The sequence below is a fragment of the Alkalicoccus daliensis genome, from assembly GCF_900103955.1.
Classification (GTDB): domain Bacteria; phylum Bacillota; class Bacilli; order Bacillales; family Salisediminibacteriaceae; genus Alkalicoccus; species Alkalicoccus daliensis.
Genome location: NZ_FNIL01000001.1, coordinates 655,634 through 679,307 on the forward strand (window position 1 = coordinate 655,634; position 23,674 = coordinate 679,307).

At 39.4% G+C, this 23,674-nt stretch carries 21 protein-coding genes; 2 read left to right on the forward strand and 19 right to left on the reverse strand.

The window, feature by feature from the left end:
* Positions 1 to 331: 331 nt before the first annotated feature.
* The 19 genes from BLP92_RS03205 to BLP92_RS03295 all read right to left on the reverse strand — a co-directional run bounded on the left by BLP92_RS03205 (position 332) and on the right by BLP92_RS03295 (position 20,956).
* Positions 332 to 1,387, reverse strand: a complete 1,056-nt coding sequence (locus BLP92_RS03205; protein WP_090840503.1) for an NAD(P)H-dependent glycerol-3-phosphate dehydrogenase — start codon at positions 1,385 to 1,387, stop codon at positions 332 to 334.
* 15 nt (positions 1,388 to 1,402) lie between these two features.
* A complete protein-coding gene (gene plsY / locus BLP92_RS03210; RefSeq protein WP_090840505.1) occupies positions 1,403 to 2,014 on the reverse strand; it encodes a glycerol-3-phosphate 1-O-acyltransferase PlsY in 612 nt (203 codons plus the stop codon).
* Positions 2,015 to 2,040: 26 nt separating this feature from the next.
* Entirely contained in the window at positions 2,041 to 3,357 is a 1,317-nt protein-coding gene (gene der / locus BLP92_RS03215) for a ribosome biogenesis GTPase Der (protein WP_090840507.1), read from the reverse strand.
* A gap of 117 nt (positions 3,358 to 3,474) precedes the next feature.
* Complete coding sequence (gene fni, locus BLP92_RS03220; protein WP_090840509.1) at positions 3,475 to 4,530, reverse strand: type 2 isopentenyl-diphosphate Delta-isomerase; 1,056 nt, start codon at positions 4,528 to 4,530, stop codon at positions 3,475 to 3,477.
* A 239-nt stretch (positions 4,531 to 4,769) separates the two neighbouring features.
* On the reverse strand, positions 4,770 to 5,924 hold the full coding sequence (gene rpsA / locus BLP92_RS03225) for a 30S ribosomal protein S1 (RefSeq protein ID WP_090840511.1): 1,155 nt from the start codon (positions 5,922 to 5,924) through the stop codon (positions 4,770 to 4,772).
* An 89-nt stretch (positions 5,925 to 6,013) separates the two neighbouring features.
* Positions 6,014 to 6,607 carry a lysophospholipid acyltransferase family protein gene (locus BLP92_RS03230; RefSeq protein WP_342028369.1) on the reverse strand — a complete coding sequence of 198 codons (594 nt, stop codon included), beginning with the start codon at positions 6,605 to 6,607 and terminating at the stop codon, positions 6,014 to 6,016.
* Entirely contained in the window at positions 6,594 to 7,277 is a 684-nt protein-coding gene (cmk, locus tag BLP92_RS03235) for a (d)CMP kinase (RefSeq protein WP_090840515.1), read from the reverse strand. Before cmk ends, BLP92_RS03230 begins: the two co-directional genes overlap by 14 nt.
* Positions 7,278 to 7,361: 84 nt before the next feature.
* Positions 7,362 to 8,021, reverse strand: a complete 660-nt coding sequence (locus tag BLP92_RS03240; RefSeq protein WP_090840516.1) for a flagellar brake protein — start codon at positions 8,019 to 8,021, stop codon at positions 7,362 to 7,364.
* A 552-nt stretch (positions 8,022 to 8,573) separates the two neighbouring features.
* On the reverse strand, positions 8,574 to 9,236 hold the full coding sequence (gene prsW / locus BLP92_RS03245; protein WP_090840518.1) for a glutamic-type intramembrane protease PrsW: 663 nt from the start codon (positions 9,234 to 9,236) through the stop codon (positions 8,574 to 8,576).
* 114 nt (positions 9,237 to 9,350) lie between these two features.
* Positions 9,351 to 10,310: an asparaginase gene (locus BLP92_RS03250; protein WP_090840520.1), complete on the reverse strand. Its 960-nt coding sequence runs from the start codon at positions 10,308 to 10,310 to the stop codon at positions 9,351 to 9,353.
* Between the two features lie 542 nt (positions 10,311 to 10,852).
* Positions 10,853 to 11,845, reverse strand: coding sequence for a YpdA family putative bacillithiol disulfide reductase (locus BLP92_RS03255; RefSeq protein ID WP_090840521.1), 993 nt, complete (start codon positions 11,843 to 11,845; stop codon positions 10,853 to 10,855).
* A 250-nt stretch (positions 11,846 to 12,095) separates the two neighbouring features.
* The gene (locus BLP92_RS03260) at positions 12,096 to 13,379 is read right to left on the reverse strand and encodes a Glu/Leu/Phe/Val family dehydrogenase (protein WP_090840523.1); all 1,284 of its coding nucleotides are present in this window, start codon (positions 13,377 to 13,379) and stop codon (positions 12,096 to 12,098) included.
* Between the two features lie 438 nt (positions 13,380 to 13,817).
* Positions 13,818 to 14,714, reverse strand: a complete 897-nt coding sequence (locus BLP92_RS03265; RefSeq protein ID WP_090840525.1) for a MerR family transcriptional regulator — start codon at positions 14,712 to 14,714, stop codon at positions 13,818 to 13,820.
* 77 nt (positions 14,715 to 14,791) lie between these two features.
* Positions 14,792 to 15,532 carry a metallophosphoesterase gene (locus tag BLP92_RS03270; protein ID WP_175444161.1) on the reverse strand — a complete coding sequence of 247 codons (741 nt, stop codon included), beginning with the start codon at positions 15,530 to 15,532 and terminating at the stop codon, positions 14,792 to 14,794.
* A 108-nt stretch (positions 15,533 to 15,640) separates the two neighbouring features.
* Positions 15,641 to 17,320 (reverse strand): formate--tetrahydrofolate ligase, encoded by a 1,680-nt coding sequence (locus tag BLP92_RS03275; RefSeq protein WP_090840529.1) that lies wholly within the window; start codon positions 17,318 to 17,320, stop codon positions 15,641 to 15,643.
* 251 nt (positions 17,321 to 17,571) lie between these two features.
* Positions 17,572 to 17,796 (reverse strand): hypothetical protein, encoded by a 225-nt coding sequence (locus BLP92_RS03280; RefSeq protein ID WP_090840531.1) that lies wholly within the window; start codon positions 17,794 to 17,796, stop codon positions 17,572 to 17,574.
* 61 nt (positions 17,797 to 17,857) lie between these two features.
* Positions 17,858 to 18,430, reverse strand: a complete 573-nt coding sequence (locus BLP92_RS03285) for a CPBP family intramembrane glutamic endopeptidase (protein ID WP_090840533.1) — start codon at positions 18,428 to 18,430, stop codon at positions 17,858 to 17,860.
* Entirely contained in the window at positions 18,427 to 19,917 is a 1,491-nt protein-coding gene (locus tag BLP92_RS03290; protein WP_090840536.1) for a RecQ family ATP-dependent DNA helicase, read from the reverse strand. Before BLP92_RS03290 ends, BLP92_RS03285 begins: the two co-directional genes overlap by 4 nt.
* The gene (locus tag BLP92_RS03295) at positions 19,895 to 20,956 is read right to left on the reverse strand and encodes a YpbB family protein (protein WP_090840537.1); all 1,062 of its coding nucleotides are present in this window, start codon (positions 20,954 to 20,956) and stop codon (positions 19,895 to 19,897) included. Before BLP92_RS03295 ends, BLP92_RS03290 begins: the two co-directional genes overlap by 23 nt.
* Positions 20,957 to 21,178: 222 nt before the next feature.
* Between BLP92_RS03295 and BLP92_RS03300 the strand changes: the two genes are divergently transcribed.
* Together BLP92_RS03300 and serA are read left to right on the forward strand one after the other, a co-directional pair.
* On the forward strand, positions 21,179 to 21,427 hold the full coding sequence (locus BLP92_RS03300; protein ID WP_090840539.1) for a ferredoxin: 249 nt from the start codon (positions 21,179 to 21,181) through the stop codon (positions 21,425 to 21,427).
* Between the two features lie 191 nt (positions 21,428 to 21,618).
* Positions 21,619 to 23,232 (forward strand): phosphoglycerate dehydrogenase, encoded by a 1,614-nt coding sequence (serA, locus tag BLP92_RS03305; RefSeq protein WP_244516632.1) that lies wholly within the window; start codon positions 21,619 to 21,621, stop codon positions 23,230 to 23,232.
* Positions 23,233 to 23,674: the final 442 nt, after the last annotated feature.

The following is a 23,674-nucleotide window of genomic DNA, read 5'->3' on the forward strand; positions in this document are numbered from 1 at the left end:
AGTTGAAATTAATACTGCGGTAACAGGTTTTTAAAACTAATCTCAGAGCTAATAGCCCCGAAATAAAGCATAAGCTTTTTACGGGACTGATAAATAAAAATGACTCTTTTAAAGTTTGGAGTTGTTACAAAAAAGGCACTCCGCCGGCTACTTTTTTCTGCGCCTGCTGCGGAGAAATCTTTCCCCTGTTCCTGCAGGGTTCCGAACAGGCGATCCATGTAAACGGAGGAGCGCACTCATGGAAAGTTAGTGGCAGCGAAGTTTTCTCCAATTACCAATGAACTTCAGCAGAGCTGAAAATATTAAAATCAGGCTTCGGGTGATTTTTATTTTAAGGCTCAAAATGATCTAAAGGATCATTGTTGTTCATTTTATCAAAACCGCTCATCAAGCCTTCAACTTCTTTCTTTTTCACTCTTCCCATTAGGGCATTAACCGCTTTTTCCACATCTTTATCTTCAAATAAAACTTCAAACAATTCTTTGGTTATCGGCATATCTACACCAAGCTTTTTAGAGAGCTGGAATGCCGCTTTGGTAGTTCTGACCCCTTCCACTACCATACCCATTTCAGCTTCCACCTGGCTGACAGACATACCTTTACCGATCATATTTCCTGCTCTCCAGTTACGGCTGTGGAAAGAAGTGCAGGTCACAATCAGGTCTCCTAATCCTGACAAACCTGAAAAAGTTAAGGGGTTTGCCCCAAGTTTCACTCCCAGTCTGGAAATCTCGGCCAGCCCTCTTGTCATCAGAGCTGCACGTGCATTATCTCCAAATCCAAGTCCGCTTGTCATTCCTGAACCGATGGCGATAATATTTTTTAAAGATCCCCCGATCTCCACACCTATTAAATCAGGATTGGTATATACCCGGAAAGATTGATTCATAAATAAATCCTGTACCTGTTCTGCAATTTCTGTATGTATGGAAGAACTCGTTATTGTAGTAGGCTGCCTTTTACAGACTTCTTCTGCATGACTCGGACCACTGATACAGGCTACAGGCCGATCTCCCACTTCTTCCGCAATAATCTCTGAGATTCTCAAATGAGTTTCCGGCTCAATCCCTTTGCTGGCATGCACGATTACCGCATCTTTCTCTAAAAAGTCTTTTAACATAGGTAAAACTTCGCGCATTGCTTTTGTCGGAACTACTACTATTACAAATTCACTCCCGCTGACCGCTTCCTGTATAGAGGAAGTAGCTTGAATGGAAGAAGGCAGTTCAACTCCGGAGAGGTAACGCAGATTTTTCCCGGTTTGCTGGATCGATTCTGCATGCTCTTGAGATCTGGTCCATAATTTTACTTCATGCCCATTATCCGCTAATACCATTGATAGTGCTGTCCCCCAGCTCCCGGCACCTATTACAGCTGCTTTTTTCATAGTACATCCTCCTCTTTAAGTTGCTTTTACCTTCTGCCCTAATTTACTTTCTGTTCCTTTCATTAACCTTTTTACATTTTCGTTATGTCTCCATACTGACAGAATGGTTAAGCCGGCAAGAAAATAAATGTATTCAAAAGGATAATTAAATACATTATATAAAGCGGCAGTCAAAACAGTAGTTCCTATGACAAAAAGTAATGAACCTAACGAAACATACCGCGTAAATACAATAGAGAGGATAGCTATAGTACCAGCGATCAGCGCAGGCCAAAATACTAATGTAGCCAGTACACCAATCGTAGTAGCGACACCTTTCCCTCCTCTAAATCCAAAAAATACCGGCCAGTTATGTCCTATAACAGCAGCAACTCCAGCTCCGGCTGAGATTACTGGATCGCCGCCGCTCATCAAGTACCCCAGCCACACAGCAAGGATACCTTTACCACAATCCAAAAGCAGCACTGCAATAGCCGGACCGATTCCGAGCACCCGCAGCGTATTAGTAGCTCCTGCATTCCCGCTGCCGTGATCTCTTATATCTAATTTTTTTAATAGCTGTCCTGTTAAATAGCTGAAACTGACAGCTCCAATCAAATAAGACAGTACAATAGAAAGAATCCCCATATTAGCCCCCTTTTACTAATCTGCGGTTAATCACTTTTTTTACGTGCTAAAATCCGAATTGGTGTTCCAATAAAACCAAAGGCCCTGCGAATATTATTTTCAAGATATCTGCGGTAGGAAAAATGCATTAGTTCAGGATCATTTACGAAAAGCACAAAAGTAGGAGGAGCAACAGCCACCTGCGTAGCGTAATTGATCCTTAACCTTTTTCCACCATGATCTGTAGGTGTAGGATTTGTTGTTACGGCATCAATGATTACATCATTAAGAACATTGGTCTTAATACGCAGATTGTGCGATTCACTTACCTGATTTACTACAGGAAGCAGATTCTGGAGCTTCTGTTTTGTAAGCGCCGAAAGAAAAACTATCGGTGCATAATCAAGATATTGAAACTCCTGTCGAACATTTTCTTCAAATTTCTGCATCGTTTTCCCGTCTTTTTCCACAGCATCCCACTTGTTGATTACAATAACGATCGCTCTTCCTGCTTCATGTGCATATCCGGCTATCTTTTTATCCTGTTCGATAATACCCTCTTCGCCGTCGATAACCACAAGCACTACATCTGAACGTTCTATCGCTTTTAATGCACGCAGCACACTGTACTTTTCGGTGGTTTCATAAACTTTACCGCGCTTCCTCATGCCTGCTGTATCTATAACTACATAATCCTGTTCATCTTTTGTGAAGGGAGTATCAATGGCATCTCTTGTAGTTCCGGGAATATTACTTACAATCACTCTTTCTTCCCCAAGAATAGCGTTTACTAAAGATGACTTCCCTACATTTGGACGCCCGATTAGGCTCATACGGATCGTATCATCTTCATAGTCAGCTTCATTGTCCTTAGGGAAATATTCAGCTGCCGCATCTAACAGATCCCCAAGACCAAGACCGTGAGAACCTGAAACTGGGTAAGGATCTCCGATTCCAAGACTGTAAAATTCGTAAAGCTTCTCGTGCAGCGTCGGGTCATCCATTTTATTCACCGCGATAACTACAGGCTTTTTAGATCTCAGCAATAGCTGCGCAACTTCTTCGTCAGCTCCTGTAATTCCTTCTCTTCCATTTACGACAAAACAGATTACATCTGCTTCGTCTATCGCAAGCTCCGCCTGAATTCTCATCTGCTCCATTAATGGCTCATCTGTAATTTCAATGCCGCCTGTATCAATAATAAAAAATTGATGGTGCAGCCATTCTGCTGAGCTGTAAATTCTATCTCTGGTCACTCCTGGTTTATCTTCTACAATTGCTAATCTTTCTCCAATCAGGCGATTGAAGATTGTAGATTTACCAACATTCGGTCTCCCTACAATTGCTAATACTGGTTTAGACACTCTATTTCCCCGCTTTCAGTTCCATTATCTTTCTTTAAAACAATGCTAATTATAGCATACTCCCTTATTAATACTTGTATCTTCATACTAGCACCTGAAAATAATAAAAAAAAGGTATTATTTTATTGTCCTGCCTGCAAAATGCTTTGTTGAGTTTCCACGTTCCTGCAGCCAGTGATAGGTATCGCCAGAAATTATTAATGGCACACGCTGCAGTTCGCTGATATTCTTTGCCCCAAGAGCAGTCATGATAATTTTAAGTTCAGATAATACATTTTCTAAATTTTCGTGTGCCGCCTGTTGTCCTGACTGCTGGAGCCACTTTAACACCTGACCAGCCATTCCGCACATGTCTCCACCAAGAGCTATAGCTTTTGCTATATCTTCCGAAGTTTTAATTCCCCCGGAAGCTGCAATATGCGGTACACCAGCTGCTTTGACTTCCACAAGACTGGCTGCAGTACTGATTCCCCATTCATCAAAAAAAGGCAGCTGTTTTTCTCTTCTGGCATTTTCGATCAACGAAAAATTAGTTCCCCCTTTTCCTCCTGTATCCAGGCACTCTACACCATTCTCCAGAAGTTTTTCTGCTGTTTCCCTGCTCATGCCGAACCCGACTTCTTTTACAATTACAGGTATGTGAAGCTTTTCGACAATTTTTCCAATATGAGAAAGTGCTCCTTTAAAATCTCTGTCACCCTCCGGCATCACCAGCTCCTGAATTGTATTCATATGGATTTGAAGTGCATCTGCTTCAAGCATCTCCACACATGCCAATGCCTCATCAATCGTAGCTTCACTTCCAACATTTGCGAAAACTAACCCGCGAGGATTATTTTTTCGTACGATTTCATATGAAGCTCTCTGCGAATTATCTTTTAAAGCAGCCATTTGAGAACCAACGGCGATAGGAATATGCAGAGAATTTGCTATTTCAGCCAACTGGGCATTAATTCCTTCCGTAGCCTTGCCTCCCCCACCGGTCATGGCATTTATAAACAGTGGAGCGCCGAGCTTCAAAATATTATATTCACTCTCAATCGATATACTATTTAATGACGTTTCAGGAAAACTTTGATGAACAAAAGTAATATCTTCTAATCCATTCGTATTTACTATTTTACTGCTGAGGGCGTGGTTTATATGGTCTAATTTTCTCTTTGTTCTGCTCAAGTTTAATCTCCTTTCTAAAAACAGCATTTTTCCACTGCTGAGTAATTGGCTCGGTCTGATGCATACTTACACACTAACTTTAAACAAAACGAATCAATTATTTTAGTACTTGAAACTTTTCTAATGAGTCAAGTTAATTAAGCATTTAAACAAAAATATAGCAACGGAACAAAGGCCTGATCAAAAAACATCAGAACCTCCTGCACCGTTGCTGTTTTGTCACACTATTAAGAAAGGTATTAGTTTTTATATTTCTTTAACTGGTCACCAATCATATCCCCAAGAGAAAATCCGCCTTCATCATCTTTTTTATACTCCTGCTTAGCGGCACTTTCTTCTTTTTCAACTTTATCCTCTTCTAATACACGGATACTTAAAGAGATACGTTTTTCACCAATATTCACATCCAGAACTTTTGCTTTTACAGTTTCACCTTCTGTGAGAACTTCACCCGGAGTAGCAATGTGCCGGTTGGCAATTTGAGAAATGTGCACTAACCCTTCCACACCAGGTGCCACTTCAATAAAAGCTCCAAATGAAACAAGGCGCTTCACAGTACCTTCAAGCACATCGTCCTGCTTAATTTCTGTCGCAATGGCTTCCCAGGGACCGGGCAGTGTATCTTTAATCGAAAGCGAAATACGTTCATTATCAGGATCCACTGAAAGAACCTTTACATTGACTTCATCTCCTTCAGATACCACATCCGATGGCTTTTCCACATGCTGATGCGCCATTTGTGAGATATGAACCAATCCGTCTACTCCCCCGACATCTACAAAGGCTCCAAAGTCAGTAAGACGCTGTACGGTTCCAGCGATAATATCGCCCTCTTTAATCTGCTCAAGAGTATCTTTTTTGCGCTCGCTTGCTTCTTCATCAAGCACTGCCCGCTGGGATAAAATAAGCTTATTGCGTTCACGGTCCATTTCAACTGCTTTTAGTCGCAGTGTTTTACCTTTATAGGAAGAAAAATCTTCTACATAATGACGCTCCACCAAAGAAGCAGGAATAAAACCTCTTACTCCCACATCCACTACAAGACCGCCTTTAACGACATCCGCTACTTCCGCCTCAAACACTTCTCCACTTTCCAGACGGCGTTCCATTTCTTCCCAGGCTTTTTCAGCTACGACTGCTTTTTTTGAAAGAACAAGTTCATCTTCTGAAAGTTTAGTTACTTTGAACTCGTACTCTTCACCTTCCTGCAGTACATCGCTTACTTTTTCCACATGAAGGCTCGACAGTTCACTAATAGGTAATACCCCATCCATTTTGTAGCCGACATTTACATAAGCCTGCTTATCTTCCACCTTTGCAACCGTACCTTTGACGAGATCTCCGACAGATAGTGAACGGAAATCCGTCATTTCATTATTCATTTCTTCTACCATTGACAATTACCTCCCTATGCCCCGTCAAATTTCCGGGCCTAAAACTTCTACATTTTATATAATTCTCTGCTGAAACAGCGAATTCCTGCTTATTTTTGATATTTATCTAAAAGTTTTTGTATGGAAGACATAATTTCTTCTGTTGCTGCTTCCGGTGAAGCTTTTTCTTTTCGTAATTTTTCCATATCCACAGGCGGACCATATACCAGTAAAATTTTTGATAAAGGCTTATAGGAACCTACTATAGCACAGGGGATGACATCCGCATCAGACCTTAATGCAAAAAAACCTACCCCGGCCAGACCCTTCCCAAGTTTTCCATTTTTACTGCGGGTTCCTTCAGGAAATACTCCTACCACTTCACCATCCCTTAAAAGCTTTAAACCGGATCTCATCGCCTGTCTGTCACTGGATCCTCTCTTTATAGGAAAAGCACCAAGCTTTGGGAGAAGCTGCTTTAATACAGGAAGTTCAAATAATTCTGCCTTTGCCATGTACCTGGTCTGCCTTTTAAGAAAAGCACCAAGAAATGGAGGATCTAAATTATTAATATGATTACTGCAGAGCAACACGCCCTTATTATCAGGAATATTTTCTTTTCCAATTATTTTTGGGCGGAAAAAAAGCCTTAAATAAACTCTGCATACGAATTGTCCTACAGAATAAAGCTTACTCATGGACATCAGCCTGCTTCCTTACTTGATCATACAAATAATTTACTACTTCTTCAATACTCATGCTTGTTGTATCTACTTCCATAGCGTCCGGTGCTTTCTTGAGTGGTGCAAACTCTCTTTCTGAATCCAGTTTATCCCTAAGAGAGATTTCTTCCTTTAATAATTTTAAATCAGATTCCATCCCTTTTACTAACTGTTCCTGGTGTCGCCTTGAAGCTCTTTCATCAACTGTCGCGTTCAGGAAAAACTTTACTGCAGCATCAGGCAATACAGCTGTGCCGATGTCTCTTCCATCCATGACAGTTCCTCCACCTGCAGCAAGTTCCTGCTGTTTCGCTACCATCTGTTTACGTATAGCCTCATGCTTCGCTACATAGGAAACTTCATTGGTAACCGAAGGCTCCCTCACTTCACTCGTAATATCTTCTGCATCAACTGAAATATTCGTACCGGCAGAACTGTTGGATAACTTAAGATCCATCCTTCTCAGCAATTCTGCAAGTTTCTCTTCATCATTATAATTTACTTTTTCTCTCTGCGCCTTCCAGGTCAACGCTCTGTACATTGCTCCGGTATCGATATAGACGTAGGAAAGCTTATCTGCAAGCTTCTTTGCTACAGTACTTTTACCGGCTCCGGCCGGTCCATCGATTGCTATATTTACTTTTGACTTCATGCAGCATACCTCACTGTAATTTAAATAGTTTGTGATCTTATTTTAACATAATGGATAAGGATGGTCGAACTACGATTGTCTAAGTTAGTGAAGGCCTTTTTCGCTTTCTTCATGCTGTTTCTCAAAGGTAAAGCGAATAATCTTTTCCCTCACTCCCTCATCGACGTTCCTGAACTTAAAAGAAGCTCTGGGCCATTCTCTCTCCAGCCTGATGCGGATGACCTGAGCTTTTACAGACAGATATTGAATCTCTCCACTTCGATAAGGCAGGGAAAGCCAGGCAGTAATCACATCATTTTTATGCAGTTTGTGATTTTTAGGGAGAGTAGCCGACATTCCTCCTCCGCTGATATCATTCGTAATAGTGGTAAAAGGCTGAAATTTTTCTTCCTCACTGTATAAAGCAAGGTCTATAGAAGTATCTATTCTTACATATTCTCTTCTTTGGATACGAGAATAATTCTCTTTACCCGGATCCCGGAGTACCAGCATAGGAATATTTTTTTTGACTCTTCCGGTTACTTCTGTTTTAAAAGAATATACTGCTTCATCTTTTCCTATGAAGGAAACCTGGAATTCCGTTCCTTCCAAAAAAAACTTTTGTCGATCAGATTCTTCTGAGATGGGATAATCTATATAAAACTTTGAGTTATGATAATCTAAAATTTTACTCCTTAATCTATGTTTCCCTTTTTCAGCATCTTCAAGTTCCAAATTAATAGTGCTTCCCAGTTTTACAAGCACGTAAGCTCCCCCACCCTTAGCAATGACTTTTAAATAATCCTATATTCTATTATAGACAGATTACCACAAAAGGGAATCCTGTTTTGTAATAATTATAAGAGTTCTTCCACCTGATTCATATACGGCAGAAACTTACTGCAAGTCTTTCTTCCGAATCATTTGAGTGGAGCGCAGCTGCACTTAAATAAATACTTGACCTTTGAATTTTAAAGTATTTTCCTTTAGAGGTGCAGTAGTTTCTGCTTGGTTAGGCAATGTAAATAAAAAAGATACAGCGGAAAATCCGCTATATCTATTATCGGTCATTAAACGATTTTATTCAGGTGAAATATCCGTATCGAACAAGTGCTCATTTCCGCATACACATCTTTTAAATCCCGTATCGAATCCACCATTCTCGTTAGGCCTTCCCCGAAGGATGTATTTTTCCCCGCAAGCTTGACAACGAATCGTAACCTTGTAGCGCTGTTTAGTTTCAGGCAAAAAACTCACTTCCCTTCTTCTTTGTAAAGATAATCATGCATTCACTATACAATGAATCACACTTTTCATTCAAGAAAAGCGCCATTCATCTGCAGCCTGTGCTTTATTAGCAGACTTTACTTTCTTCATTGCAAATATCCACATAAAGATCATGAAGGTAACTAGCAGATATGCCCAGGAACCCGGTGCCAGCAGGATCACATTATAGACACTGTGCAGCAGCAGAGGCACCAGAAAAGAAATTAAAAGAAAAGTTTTGCGCTTTGCTGAAAATTTAGCCAGCCCAAAGTAATATCCCATGACTACTCCAAAAAGCGCATGGCTGGTTACTGGAAAAACAGCTCTGAGAAAAGCAGTATCCAGGCCATTTTCAATAAGGTAAAATATATTTTCTACAGAAGCAAAACCGAGACCCACTGCACATGCATATACTATGCCATCGTACCGCTGGTTGAAATGCATATGAAAATACACAGTAAACATTACAGTAAACCATTTTAAAAATTCCTCGGTAAAAGGAGCTAAAATAACTGACAGCAGAAACGAAGAAGAAATTCCGGTTTCAGTAATTACCGCGTACTGAATGAACATAACAGGAAAAACTAAAAGGCCTCCAAAAACATAAGATCTTATTACCATATGAAAAGGTTCTAATTCAAATTGATCCTTTAAATAAAAGTAAAGTAAAAGTGCAATAGCGGGAGCGCATGCTGCAGTCAGGATGCCAATCAAATCTACACCTTCTCTCTGCAAATCACATTTAAATTATAAATATTAAATTTTTTAGTCAATTCTCTTCAGTCCTGCAGGCGCGTTTAATTCCTAAAAAGGTCCTGACCGTACCTGTCAGTAATTAAATGCACTGTAAATTTCTTTTTCAGCTCTCAAGCAGGCAATCAGCTTAATTCTCGCTTTTTTCGCATCATAGTCTCTTCCCATTATCACGCCTTTTTTAAAAAGGTCATAGGCACTTCCAACATAATCATATGTTGTATATACATGCCCTTCTTCTGATGCAGTAGTAATTACTACCGGGATCCCTTGCTGTATGGCCTCTTCAATTTTTTCCATCATAGAAGGATGAACTTGTCCGCGCCCCAGTCCTTCTAATATTATTCCATCCACAGCAGCTTCAATGCTTGCTCTGATAAATAGATCAGTCGAGTCCATATGACACTTAATCAAAACTACATGAGCAGGTTTATTTTCGTTAATGTCATAAAATTCTCTTCGTACCGGCTTTTGGTATAAATGAATTTTGTCGTTATCAATTATTCCTAAGTATCCAAAACCAAAAGCATTAAAACCCTGAATATTTGACGCATGTTCCTTCTTCACATACTGTGCGGAAAAAATCCGTTCATTAAATACTACAGTTACTCCAGTATCTTTCATACTTTGGCTGCTTGCTGTATAAATAGCATGACGCAGATTAATATACGCATCACTTCCGAGAGCATCCGGGGACCTCTGCGAACCAGTTACTACTATTGGCAGGCTGTAATTTGTAATTAAATCCAGGTAGTAGGCAGACTCTTCCAGAGTATCTGTTCCATGAGTAATTACTATTCCATCATAATAATTTTGTTTCTCTTCAATTACTTTTTTTATATTATCTAAATCCTGAATCGAAATATGTACACTCGGCTTTTGAAGTGCTGACAATATATCCACTTCTATATCTTCAGGGATACCGAGTTTTGCTGCAAGTTCATCCCCGGAATATTTTCCTGCTTCCAGTTTACCCTCTGCATTTTCTGTACTGGCAATTGTGCCGCCTGTACTTATTATTAGTACTTTTTTCATTTTTTCCTCCTAAATTCATTTATTTAAACACAGTACCTGATCTCCTGGTTTTGAAAACAAACATTTAATAAGGATTCCTATGATGACAACATGTGGCTTTTTCGTATAAATCACTTTTCTCCAGTCCGTCCTTCGGTAACATATGTAGAAGGAAGTGTAGTCTGGTGAGCTTTTTTCACAGGCGTCTACACCGCCTTGTCTCCGTTTTGTTAATAGAAAATCTTGTAATAGAAACAATCTTTTTCTTTTGTTTCGCAAAGGGAAAACGAATCGAAAACCGTCGGACGCCTTTTTTAGAGGGAGCATTGCTCCGCTAGACCTACAGTCATCTTCACAAAGAGCGTTAAGATGACTGTAAGATCATTTGGCCGGCTGCGCCAGTGCGCGGTGAAAGTGCTCACCGCCTCCGGAAGAACGAGCTGGGAAGATCCCGCAGGAAGGAAGCTGAGGAGCTCGTCCACGGCAGGCCGGGTTGCAGCGAAGTTTTCTCTTATCAACAATGAGTATTAACAGAGCTTAAATATAAAATCCTCTGCTGTAAATTATTTTTCCACAGGAGACGACATTTTTTCCTTCATTAAAATATCTTCTGCAATATCCACTCCATGCCATCGGCCATTTTCGATAAATATTTCGTTCGCATTATTACCTGCTGCAATTACCCCTGCAATATATATATTAGGAACATTGGTTTCCATATTTTCTTTAAATTCAGGCCTTCCTGACAAGTGATCTATGCTTACACCCATGCTCTGAATAAAAGTATGGTCTGGATGATATCCGACCATTGCAAAAACGAAATCCGCTGTTTCTTTATAGGATTTGCCGTCCACTTCATAAGTCAGCGTATCTGTACCAATATTTGTAATATCAGCATTAAATATTAAGTTAATGTAACCATTTTTTGCCAGGCTTTGAAATTCCGGAAGTATCCAGGGTTTGATACTTTTAGAATATTCTTCACCCCTGTAGAATACGGAAACTTCTGCTCCTGCTTTTTCCAACTCTAAAGCTGCATCTACTGCAGAGTTTTTCCCTCCTATAATCGCTACCTTTTGTCCGTAATAAGGGTGTGCTTCATGAAAATAGTGAAAAACGTGCGGCTGGCTTTCCCCAGGTACCCCAAGAGTATTGGGAGAATCATAATACCCGGTAGCCACTACAATATAGTCTGCTTCATATATATTTGTTTCTCCCCGTTTTACTGTTTCCACAAGAAATTTTTCATTTTTCGTGACACTCTTAACTTCTTCATAAGAATTGATACGCAGTTTTTTTTCTTCAGCGACTTTTCTGTAATAAACAAGCGCTTCGTTCCGTTTCGGTTTTCTTTCCGTGCTGTAAAAAGGAATGCCGCCTATCGATAGTTTTTCACTCGTACTGAAAAACTGCTGATGCGTAGGGTAACGGTAAATAGAATGAACTATATTGCCCCGCTCTAATATAAGTGGATCAAATCCCCGTTCCTGTAATTCAATTGCCGCTGACATCCCACAGGGTCCTCCCCCAATAACGATTACTTTTTCCTTTCTCACGATAAATCTCCTTTCAAAACTAATCTCTGTATCCAAATATAATTTAATGCTGCTAATTTATTCTGATTAATAGGCAGTAAACTTTTGTGAGCTGAGACTTACTCTTTACTTATCATACTCAAATTTGCTAGATCCAGTAAATCAGCACCTCTTACTTATATATGTTTATTTTAAATTATATAACTTTCACATACAAAGAGGATGTCTCAGTTTGAATCGAGACATCCTCTATACAAGTTAAAAATATTTATTAAATCCATCCTCTGAACTGGCTTGCTTCCGCCATCTTTCTCACACCTACCATATAAGCAGCCAATCGCATGTCTACATTCCTCATTTGGGCCACTCTATACACGTTATCAAAAGCTTGAACCATCACTTTTTCTAACTTCTCTTCTACTTCTTCTTCTTCCCAGTAAAAACCTTGATTGTTCTGTACCCATTCAAAATAGGAAACTGTCACACCACCGGAGCTGGCAAGTACATCAGGCACTAATAAAATACCCCGGTCATAAAGTATTTCCGTAGCTTTCATTGTAGTCGGGCCATTTGCAGCCTCCACTACAATATTAGCTTTAATTTTATGTGCATTTCTTTCTGTAATTTGATTTTCAATAGCTGCCGGTACAAGTATATCGCATTCCTGCTCTAATAACTCTTCATTTGTTATTGTGTTTTTAAAAAGGTTGGATACTGTTCCGAAGCTGTCTCTCCGGTCCAGCAGATAATCAATGTCCAGCCCATCTGGATCATATAAGGCACCCTGGACATCTGATATTCCTACAACATTAGCTCCAGCGTCATGCATAAATTTAGCTAAAAAACTTCCTGCATTGCCAAATCCCTGAATAACAATTTTTGCTCCCGCCAAAGAGATTCCTTTTCGCTTGGCAGCTTCTTTAATTGAAATCGTCACACCTTTCGCAGTGGCAGACTCCCGGCCATGCGAACCTCCCAGTACGAGAGGTTTCCCAGTGATAAACCCCGGAGAATCAAACTCTTTCATTCTGCTGTATTCATCCATCATCCAGGCCATAATCTGAGAATTCGTCTGTACATCTGGGGCAGGAATATCTTTTGTCGGGCCGACTATTTGACTGATAGCGCGAACATACCCTCTACTTAGACGCTCGACTTCAGGAAATGACATATTCCTTGGATCACATACAATTCCACCTTTCCCTCCGCCGTAGGGAAGGTTTACAATTCCTGCTTTTAAACTCATCCATATAGAAAGCGCTTTTACTTCTGTTTCAGTTACATGAGGGTGAAACCGCACTCCTCCCTTTGTAGGACCGACTGCATCATTATGCTGGGCTCTAAATCCGGTAAATATCTTAGTGGATCCATCGTCCATTTTCACAGGGATCCTTACTGTCATCATACGAAGGGGTTCTTTCAGTAATTCATACACTTGTTCGGAATAGCCTAGCTTGCCTAATGCTTTATGGATAACTTTTTGCGTGGATTCCAGCACATTTCTTTCCTGTTTATCCAAGGCAGCTTGCTTTTCAGTGTTAGTATTTTCATCCATACGATTCACCTCTATGAGTTTTCCGATTTTATAAGTACCGCTGAAAATATTGTCTTCTACTATCTACTATAAAGAAGAAGAGAAGGTTTTTCCACAATCTTTTTGATTTCGTGGTACCAAAAAGGTTTCTCTGGTTGCTATTAACCATTTTTACAGCTTTTTCTCCATGAATCTCGACTCTATCATCTTATTTCTGGATAGTGAAAAATCTTAGTATAATAAGTCACTTTGAACTGTTGATGTTCATTTATATATATTTCAAAGTAAAAGGTGATGACGTATGAAGGATTGATGTGCAGTCTGAAGGGCTGGGTTTTCAAGGCGACTGGCATCCTGCTGAAACTCAGGGAGTATATTTCATCTAATTTGATTCGCTGCGTTTGTATTACAAAAGTAATTCAGTTAAATGAACCATAAAAAAAGAGCAGCATTTATCTGCTACTCTTTCAGCCATTCCCGCCACTCAGCTTCTGTACTGCCGACCAGCATATCCCTGCATCGTTTCTTTTCCTGATCACTCAGCATATTTAAAGCATTTCCGCCAAGCCCTACTTTTAAATCTCTGCCGCTATCTTTTAAGGCGCAAGCAAGCTGAACTGCTTTAGATCTATGGGTAGGGATAGTAGATGAAATTATTACAAGTTTTGCATCGATTTCTTCCACTATTTGTTCTACTTCTTCAGCTGGGATGCCGGTACCTAGATAGACTGTTTCGTATCCACGGCGTTTTAAGAAATAAGTGAAAATCAGCAGCCCTATTTCATGCTGATCTTCCGGACCGCATACACAAAGTGCTTTAGGAAGAAACCCGTTTACGGGCAAAGAATTAAACACCATCCCTATTCTCGTGCGAAGCAAAGAAGTTACAAAATGTTCATGCGCAGTTAGTATTTCTCCTTTTTCCCATTTTAATCCCACTTGAGTAAGTATGCCTCCCATAATACGGATCAATACTTTCTCAGTTGAAAAAAGACTAAATGCTCTATCAATGAGTTCATTTGATTTTGATTCATTAAACTTCAACAATTCGTGCAGCAGCTGTTCTTTTAATACATCCATTTGATTAGCTATCCGCGGGTCATGCTCTATAAAAGCTGGTTCATCCTGTTTGTGTAATAACTCTACCGCCTGTCCTATGGTAAATCCATTTTCGACTTTATTTACTATCCATTTTAAAATCCTTATATGTTCATCTGTATAAAGTCTGTGACCGGCTTCATTTCTTACAGGTTCAATCATTTTATAGCGTCTTTCCCAAGCACGAAGAGTTCCCGCATGTATACCTAAAAGGTTCGATACTGCTTTAATGTTATATTTCCCTTGCGGTTCACCCATGTGTTTGTCACCTGCTTCTTCCCTAACTTTTTTTACCTTATAAGAATATAGTACATTCGAAGTTATATCAAGTAAGACTATCGATGATGCAGGAGGTGAACAATATGAAGTTCAGGTCTGGCTCCAAACCGGAGCGGTAAACCGGTAGTGCCGTAGCCATTTGATAAAAGAAGAAGAACTTTATTTCTTTCCTTTAATCCTCCTAATTCATCAATCCCCCAGGGCCCCAGCCTAATCTGACCACCATGAGTATGACCTGATAACACAAGTTTTACATTGTGTATCAAGGGCAGCTTCCATACTGCTTCAGGGTTATGACTCAGCAGTAAAACCGGTCCTCTCGAACCAGCGAGTGAAAGAGCTGTATCATCACGCAGTAATTTAATATCTTCCACTCCTGCTAATGTCCAGCCTTTGGCTTCAAAGAAAATATTATCATTATTCAGTTCAATTACACCATACTTCTTAAAAAGCTCCTGAAGCACCTCTTTTTTCTCATAATCATTATTTCCCCAGACAAAATAAATGGGAGCCATCGCTGAGAGAATTTGCAAGTTATGTTCTATAGTTTTGTTTCTAGTGGACTTTTCGGCTAAATCTCCGCCCAGACAAATTAACTCTATTTCACCTGCATTTGCAAAGTCCCGATAATTTATTCGGCGCTTATGCAAATCGGCGATAAATAAAAGCTTTACAGAGGCACTGTTTGTAAAGAACGGAATATGGTGCGTCTTAAAAGAAGTATTTCCTGCTTGACGAAGCATTAAGATAAAAACTGAAACGCAGGCAGTAAATATTCCTAAAATAACTTTTTTCATTGTCGTCCTCCACAAGTATCTGAATATCTTATCAGCATACCACAATTCAGGACTTCTGCTGTTATAAAAGCTCATATACTTATTCGACTAAAACGACTTTTAATCAGCTTAAAATAGACCTACAGCTTTTCCCTCACTTGAAACATCCATATCAAGTGCTCCCGGATGTTTCGGAAGGCCAGGCATGGTCATTACGTTGCCGGTTAAGGCCACGATAAACCCGGCTCCTGCAGAGACCTTAAGTTCTCTGACAGTTATACGAAAATTAGAAGGCCGGCCTACTTTTACAGGGTCATCACTTAAAGAGTATTGTGTTTTAGCCATACATACCGGCAGACTGCTCCAACCATGCTTTTTTAACTGTTCCAGCTGTTTGGCAGCCTGCGCAGAAAAGTCTACACCCTGTGCCCCGTAAATATTTTTTGCGATGGTATTAATTTTCTCCTCCGGGGCAGTTTCAAGATCGTATAGATGTCTAAAATTGTTTTGTTCTTCTTCAATGACATTAACTACTTTATCTGCCAGCTGTTTCCCGCCAGCTCCGCCTTTTTCCCAAACCTCTGCCAGTTCCACATTAATACCTTTGGAATTACAAAAATCGGTTAATGTAGCAATTTCTGCTTCTGTATCGTGAACAAACTTATTTATTGCTACTACATGCGGCAGACCAAACGTTTTAATAGATTCAATATGTTTTTCAAGATTTGCCAGCCCTTTTTTCATTGCATCGATATTTTCTTCTTTTAATTCATCTTTGGGCACACCACCGTGCATTTTTAACGCACGTATTGTAGCAACTACGACTACGAGACTAGGCTTTATTTTTCCAGCACGAGTTTTGATATTGAGAAACTTTTCGGCTCCAAGATCCGCTCCGAACCCAGCTTCAGTAACAACATAATCTCCAAGCTTTGCAGCCATTTTAGTAGCAAGTACACTATTACACCCATGAGCAATATTTGCGAATGGGCCTCCGTGTATTAATGCCGGGGTATTTTCAAGTGTCTGTACTAAGTTTGGTTTTAATGCATCTTTCAGAAGCAGAGTAAGTGCCCCTTCCACTTTTAGGTCAGCCACTGTGACTGGATGATCAGAGAAATCATACCCGATAACTATTTTCTTCAGTCTTTTACGCAGGTCATCAATACTGTCAGATAAGCATAGAATTGCCATAATTTCAGAAGCAACAGTAATATCAAATCCTGATTCGTGCGGCACTCCCTGGAGCGGGCCTCCCAGTCCTGCTACAATATGACGAAGTGAGCGGTCGTTCATATCCATTACACGCTTCCAGGTCAATTTTCTCACATCAAGGTTAAGCTCATTTCCGCGATGGATATGGTTATCAATTAGTGCAGTCAGTGCATTATGAGCTGTTGTTATTGCATGTATATCTCCAGTGAAATGCAAATTAATGTCTTCCATTGGCACAACTTGTGAAAACCCCCCGCCGCACGCTCCGCCTTTCATACCCATAGTCGGTCCGAGAGAAGGCTCCCTCAGTGCAACAACAGCTTTTCTTCCAGTGTAATTTAATGCCTGTCCAAGTCCAACGGTAACTGTAGATTTCCCTTCACCTGCAGGAGTAGGATTAATAGCGGTTACAAGAATAATTTTTCCATCTTTATCTCGTTCTTTTTTTTCAAGAATATCCAGGGACAATTTTGCCTTATAATGACCATATGGCTCGATATCTGCCTCTTCTATACCTAAATCTTCAGCTATTTCCAAAGCTTTTTTCATTTTCGCTTCCTGTGCTATTTCAATATCAGATGGCACGTGGGACATATGTATCTCTCCTCATTCCGTAATGTGATAGAACCATATTTATCATATACAATCTTACTTCACTGTGCAAGATATTATGAAAACGCTTTCTTTTAATATTTTTAATTAATCTTAACGGACTTTTTAAATAATAACTTGAATGAGAATTTGTAACATCAGAACAAATTTGTATGTCTGCCCGTGTTTATCTTTTTTCAGTCCCAATGGGTTTTTGAAACTGAAAAAGAGCGCCGCTGGGGCGCTCCTTTCTTCTATGGTAATGCATCAATCCAAACTGGATAAGTAAACATTGCTGTAACTATGGAAAAAAACAACAAAAGACAAATTCTCATTAAAGGAAATTCAATTGTATTTTTCTTTTTTTTCCTCCGCTTCCTGGATGACCTGCGTTTTGTCTGTCTAAGCTCTTTTCTGGATGGTAAAGAGGATACTTCTTCCTCTTTTGTTTCAGGGTAATCTGCCAATTCTCTCTCCAAAAGCATCCACCTCCTCCAACTGCTTATTGTGATCAAATGGTTCAGAAATAGTTTATAATAATTACTTAAATCTATTATAGCGGATAAGTATCCCTAATACGAGATCAATTATTATGTGGGCTGTGATCGATGTCCAAAGATTTCCTGTCCACCAGTATAGAGCACCCAAGGAAAAGCTGATTATTACCACGAAACTAAATAAGAACACGTTTCCAAGATACCGGATATGAATAAGTGCAAAAATTAATGAAGCAATAACAATTCCAAATTCAGTCTGTATTACACCTCGGAATAGAAGCTCTTCTGAAAAACCTACAATTATGCTGAAAAAAACAATTTGTAACGGGTGCATATTTTTAAATATACGTTCATTAATTCCTCCGTCATCAAACCATTTTTCAGGAAGCAGTTTCATACAGATAATTTCAATTACGATAACAATAAAAGCAAACACTGCTCCTATTAAAGTTGCTTTTAACGAAATCGTGATTTGCTGAAAAGGCACTAAAATAGATCCCTGGAAAAAGTATGCTCCAATGACAGCTGTAAACAGCATAAAACATTGAGTAAGGTATAAATTCAGATACAATTCTTTGTCGGATAAGGTATGCAGAATTTCTTTTTGGCTTCTCACTGATTTACCTCGGCGACCGGATGAAGAATATTATTCAGACGCTCCTGCCAGGATCTGTTTGAAATTGAAATTGATTTTTTCTCATCCTTCCAATAAAATTCCGGATGACAGGTGGAACAGCACGGACTGCCTTGCTGCATCTGCGAAAATTCTTCAAAATAATCAAGCAATTTCCTTCTGTAACAGCCTTGGGAAGAAGCGAAATATTCCACGCTTCTAAACTGCTCTATTTTTTTCGATTTTCTTTTCTTATATCTTTCTTCCAGCAATTCAAGAATTTCTAAAGTGTTACTTCTGTGAACAAAATTATCATCTTTTATAAGAGAATATTCTTTTAAATGAGATAATATCATCCGCCAGATGCCCTCAGAAACCTCCAGTTTAACCTGTGTATCTGTAACATTGCATTCATGACGAATCTCCGGATAAAGCTTCTCCTCCAACCATTTTTCCGCAGGGAATTCCATACTGATAAAATGAAATGGCAGCATATTATCCCCTTTTGCACTCAAAAGAATCGCTGCACTTTGCTGCCCATCTCTTCCGGCTCTTCCGATCTCCTGTGTATACTGTTCCAAAGAAGCTGGCATATGCGTATGAATTACAGTGCGGATATCCGGCTTGTTTATTCCCATTCCAAATGCATTTGTAGCTACAAGTATATCGATCTCGCTGTAGAGAAACTGTGCCTGCACGAGCGTCCTGTCCTCTCCAGTCATCCCCCCGTGGTAGAAGGCTGTTTTGTACTTTCCCAGAACAGCAGCTATCTCTTCTGTATCTTTTCTCGTACCCGCATATATGATGCAGGGTTTCGGGACATTTGAGATATTTTCTTCTAATATTTCATTTTTATGCTGAGCAGACTCAGCTTTTATAACTGATAAGTAAATATTTTCTCTGTTTACTGAGGTTTTAAATACAGCGGGCTCCTTCATTCCTAATTGCTGTTTGATATCTTCTTCCACTTCCCTGGTGGCTGTAGCAGTTAATGCAAGAAGAGGAGGGTGCCCAAGCAATTCAGCAAAATTTCCCAGCCGCTGATATTCCGGTCTGAATTCGTGTCCCCACTGAGAAATACAATGCGCTTCGTCCACTACAAATAAATCCACCGACACCCTCTTCAGCTGTTCTTGAATTCTAGGCAGGGAAAGCATTTCCGGTGAGACAAAAAGCATATCCCAATAAAAAATATTGCGTAAAATATCTTTTTTTTCAGCCGAAGACTGATGACTCGTTAATAGATTTACTTTTTTTTCTCCTTGTGCACGCATCTGGGTAACCTGATCTGACATTAATGAAACGAGTGGAGACACAATAAGTACAAGTCCCGGTAAAATTTTTGCCGGCAAATGATAACACAAGGTTTTCCCGCTGCCTGTAGGAAGCATTGCGAAGGTATCTTTCGCTTGCATAACTGAGTTAATGATCTCTTTCTGGCCGGGACGGAACGATTGGTAACCCATTTCATTCAGTGTTTTTTGCAGCATAGTCTCCCTCCTTCCAATTATACTTAAGTGCCATCGCAAGTCTGATTTCAAAATAATCTATTTCTCTGTTTAATTTTTCACGGATTTGTTTTAATCCATCCACTTTATCGTATGCATTGATCATCTTTAAAATTCTATCTAAAACATTCGCTTCAATATACGCCTGATAAGGAAAATTGTTATCGTACATAGCTAATTCAACCAAATGATCTTCAATCGTGCTAGTTTTTAAGCTCCGGACTGCTGCAATCTCCTCTTTCGCATATCCCTTGTTGACCAAAAATCTAGTTTCAATTGCAGTTTTCGTTAATGCTTTGTCTTTTGACTGCAGAGGAAAGAGCTGATGGAAGATCCCGGGCGCCTGATGTTGATTTTCCAGGAAAAAGTGAAGCATACTGCGGAATTTTAAATAAACAGCAAGTTCTCCACCTTCTTTAGCGGCAAGTTGTTTTAAAGTAGCACCATGATAATTGTACCCACTTAGTCTGTCGACAAAAATATGTGCATCCTTCTCGTCATATTGATTCAATATATGATACAGCCAGGGTTCCAGTTCTGAAACGATCTGCTCTGCCGAATGAGAACGCAGTAATTGTTTAACAATATTTTTGTCCTGGTATTCAGAAAGTACAGGTATGAATTGATATTGCCCTGCTTTTACATAACTGACAGTTTGAATGAGCAGAGATAATCTTCTCCAAAAATTTTCAGCTTCATTATTCCATTCATATTTTCTTCCCTGAAAATTAATATTATCCAGCAGCGGAGCTGCTTTATTTATAATTTCTTTCCCCTTATTTGTAACTAATGTTTGCTTTCCTTGGTCAACGATTAATTCTCTGTTATAAAGGTGTACGCCGATTTTATTAATATCTGTGTAACTATGCAACTTCAATGCAGCGGCCCATTTTTCAAGGTTATATAAAGAAATATCCTGGATCGTCTGTGCGGAACGTTTCCCTTTTAATATATGAATTGCTCCACTTAATGATCGTTCTCCTCTTAAAAGGTTCAGTACATTTAATATTAGAATGTCCATTTTACGCCCACCCCGGTTTATACGTTTTCAACATGTATAATATCATATTCTCTGTACAGGTTATCCACTAATCTTTGTTCTGTAATCAATTGACAGTTGAAAAGTCAGATAAGAACCTTTACAATTGATTAGCGTAGATCATCTGCCAGTAGTATATTATTTCCGCAGACTCTTAAGCCTTGTCTGCTCTTATGCTCAATTTCATTCCAAGGAGGTTTAAATATGGCTAAATTTACTATCGTAGATAAAGATACTTGCATTGCCTGCGGTGCCTGCGGTGCAGCAGCTCCAGATATATATGATTATGACGATGAAGGTATCGCTTATGTTATTCTGGACGATAACGCAGGAACAGAAGCTGTTCCGGAGGACCTGTATGAAGATCTGGAAGATGCTTTCGACGGCTGTCCAACTGATTCTATTAAAATAGCAGAAGAACCATTTGATGGTGATGCTTTAAAATTCGAATAAGTTGAGAAACTCCCTTAAATTAAGTTTTAAGGGAGTTTTTTTATAGTTTTCCAATGTAAGCGTTTTAATATTCAGATTTTTAAGTTCTTCACTAAAAAACTTTTGTTTTTTCCTCAAGGACGACCAAATTTTCAGAATTTCATGTTAGTATTATGAAATCAACAATTAAAAGTAAAGGTGGAGATTAGCAAATGACACAGGTTCAACAGGCAGTAAAGCTTGAAAAAGGAATTTACAACGTTCTCGTTTCAGATAATATGAGCGAAGATGGGTTGAAGCCTATATTAGAAAGTGCAACAGTGAACGTAGTTCGTGAGAATATCTACGAAACCAGCCTTCCTCTTGATGAAGTAGATGCGCTTTTAATAAGAAGTGCCACTACTGTTACATCTGAACTTTTAGATCAAATGCCAAATTTAAGAATCATCGGACGTGCAGGAGTCGGTGTAGACAATGTAGACCTTGAAGCAGCTACTTCTCATGGTGTTGTAGTAATTAACGCTCCTGATGGAAATACAATTTCTACAGCAGAACACACTTTTGCAATGCTTGCCTCTCTCGTGCGAAATATTCCACAGGCGAATCAATCTATGCAGGAAGGCCGCTGGGACCGCAAAAAATATCAAGGGGCAGAATTATACGGAAAGACATTGGGTATCATTGGATTCGGACGAATTGGTGCTGAAATCGCTCAGCGAGCAAGAGCATTCCGTATGAATGTACTTGCCTTTGATCCATTCTTAACTCAATCCAGAGCAGAAAAAAATCATGTAACAGCTGTTACTCTTGATGAGATCCTTGCGCAGAGTGACATGCTTACGGTTCATACTCCTCTTACGAAAGAAACAAAAGGTTTATTGAATGAGAAAACATTGAAGCAGACAAAGCCTGGTGTTTTCATTTTGAACTGTGCACGCGGCGGTATTATTGATGAAGAAGCTCTTTATCATGCTGTTAAATCAGGTCATGTGCGGGGAGCAGCAATTGACGTTTTTGAAGAAGAGCCAGCGAAAAACCATCCGCTTTCTTCACTGCCGGAAGTAATTACTACTCCGCATATTGCTGCATCTACTTCAGAAGCTCAGCAGAATGTGGCAGAATCTGTTTCTCACGAAGTGCTTGGTTATTTAAACGGCAAGCCTGCACCTCATGCTTTAAATCTACCTTACCTTGACCAGGATGTATTTGAAAAGTTTTCTCCCTTTACAAAATTAACACGAACTTTAGGTGATACAGCTTCACAACTGTTTAGAGAACCAGTAAAAGAAATTGAAATCAGTTATGCAGGTGAAATATCTCACCAGGAAACAGGCCTTTTTAACCGCAGCTTCCTTGCAGGTTTCTTTAAACACCGCATCGATGACTATGTAAATGAGGTAAATGCTTCATGGATTGCAAAAGAAAGAGATGTACAGGTTTCGGAAAAACATGAGAGTGAATCTCAGGGCTATGCCAATTTCGTAAAAGCATTTATTCGCGGAGAGCATAGTACCATTCATATTCATGGCACTTACAGTCAGGAGATTGGAGCGCGAATTGTACAAATCAATGACTTTAAATTAGACTTCCAGCCTGCAAAACACACTCTTTACGTGCGTCATAATGACCGCCCCGGTGTTATTGGAAAGGTTGGCCAGCTCCTGGGTGTTCATGATGTAAACATCGCCACAATGCAGGTCGGCAGAAAAGAAGAAGGCGGAGACGCCATTATGCTATTATCCACCGATAAAGAATGTAATGAAAAAGTTATCCAGGCATTTGAGGAAATTGAAGAAATAATTTCTGTTTCTGCAATCGAACTGTAAATTACTGCTTCCAGTATCTTTTTTCTTTCGAATATACCTTTACGCCCCTGCTGTTCAAACAGCAGGGGTTTTTTACCTTTCGCCTTTATTGATTTCTTTCAATGAGTTTCATCAGCTTAACCAGCCCGGTTCTTTTCTCACTGGAACCTGCATAATTTCAAAAAGACGCGCACACTCCGTCTCTCTCAACGAACTTTATAATGATTTTACAAATATTAAAATTTAGTCCTTGAAAAGCTATTAATTAAATATGAATATTAACAGAACTTAACATAAGTCGGCACTGTGGTCTTTTTAAAATTATTTATTTGAATTTTCAGATCATCTGTTATATTCTTCTATAATGTCTGTTATAATATATTGGTGACTTTAGCCCCACACTTTTATAGAATTAGAAAATTGATAACACATCTTCTTTTATGATACAGTTATATGCATAAAG

Excerpts from the sequence above, each read along its gene's own strand:
- BLP92_RS03250 (WP_090840520.1), bottom strand. The coding sequence starts at position 10,310 with ATGAAAAAAGTACTAATAATAAGTACAGGCGGCACAATTGCCAGTACA.
- BLP92_RS03260 (WP_090840523.1), bottom strand. The coding sequence starts at position 13,379 with ATGGATGAAAATACTAACACTGAAAAGCAAGCTGCCTTGGATAAACAG.
- BLP92_RS03275 (WP_090840529.1), bottom strand. The coding sequence starts at position 17,320 with ATGTCCCACGTGCCATCTGATATTGAAATAGCACAGGAAGCGAAAATG.
- BLP92_RS03205 (WP_090840503.1), bottom strand. The coding sequence starts at position 1,387 with ATGAAAAAAGCAGCTGTAATAGGTGCCGGGAGCTGGGGGACAGCACTA.
- BLP92_RS03230 (WP_342028369.1), bottom strand. The coding sequence starts at position 6,607 with ATGTCCATGAGTAAGCTTTATTCTGTAGGACAATTCGTATGCAGAGTT.
- BLP92_RS03270 (WP_175444161.1), bottom strand. The coding sequence starts at position 15,532 with ATGAAAAAAGTTATTTTAGGAATATTTACTGCCTGCGTTTCAGTTTTT.
- cmk (WP_090840515.1), bottom strand. The coding sequence starts at position 7,277 with ATGAAGTCAAAAGTAAATATAGCAATCGATGGACCGGCCGGAGCCGGT.
- serA (WP_244516632.1), top strand. The coding sequence starts at position 21,619 with ATGACACAGGTTCAACAGGCAGTAAAGCTTGAAAAAGGAATTTACAAC.
- plsY (WP_090840505.1), bottom strand. The coding sequence starts at position 2,014 with ATGGGGATTCTTTCTATTGTACTGTCTTATTTGATTGGAGCTGTCAGT.
- rpsA (WP_090840511.1), bottom strand. The coding sequence starts at position 5,924 with ATGGTAGAAGAAATGAATAATGAAATGACGGATTTCCGTTCACTATCT.
- BLP92_RS03295 (WP_090840537.1), bottom strand. The coding sequence starts at position 20,956 with ATGGACATTCTAATATTAAATGTACTGAACCTTTTAAGAGGAGAACGA.
- BLP92_RS03265 (WP_090840525.1), bottom strand. The coding sequence starts at position 14,714 with ATGGGTGAACCGCAAGGGAAATATAACATTAAAGCAGTATCGAACCTT.
- BLP92_RS03300 (WP_090840539.1), top strand. The coding sequence starts at position 21,179 with ATGGCTAAATTTACTATCGTAGATAAAGATACTTGCATTGCCTGCGGT.
- BLP92_RS03290 (WP_090840536.1), bottom strand. The coding sequence starts at position 19,917 with ATGCTGCAAAAAACACTGAATGAAATGGGTTACCAATCGTTCCGTCCC.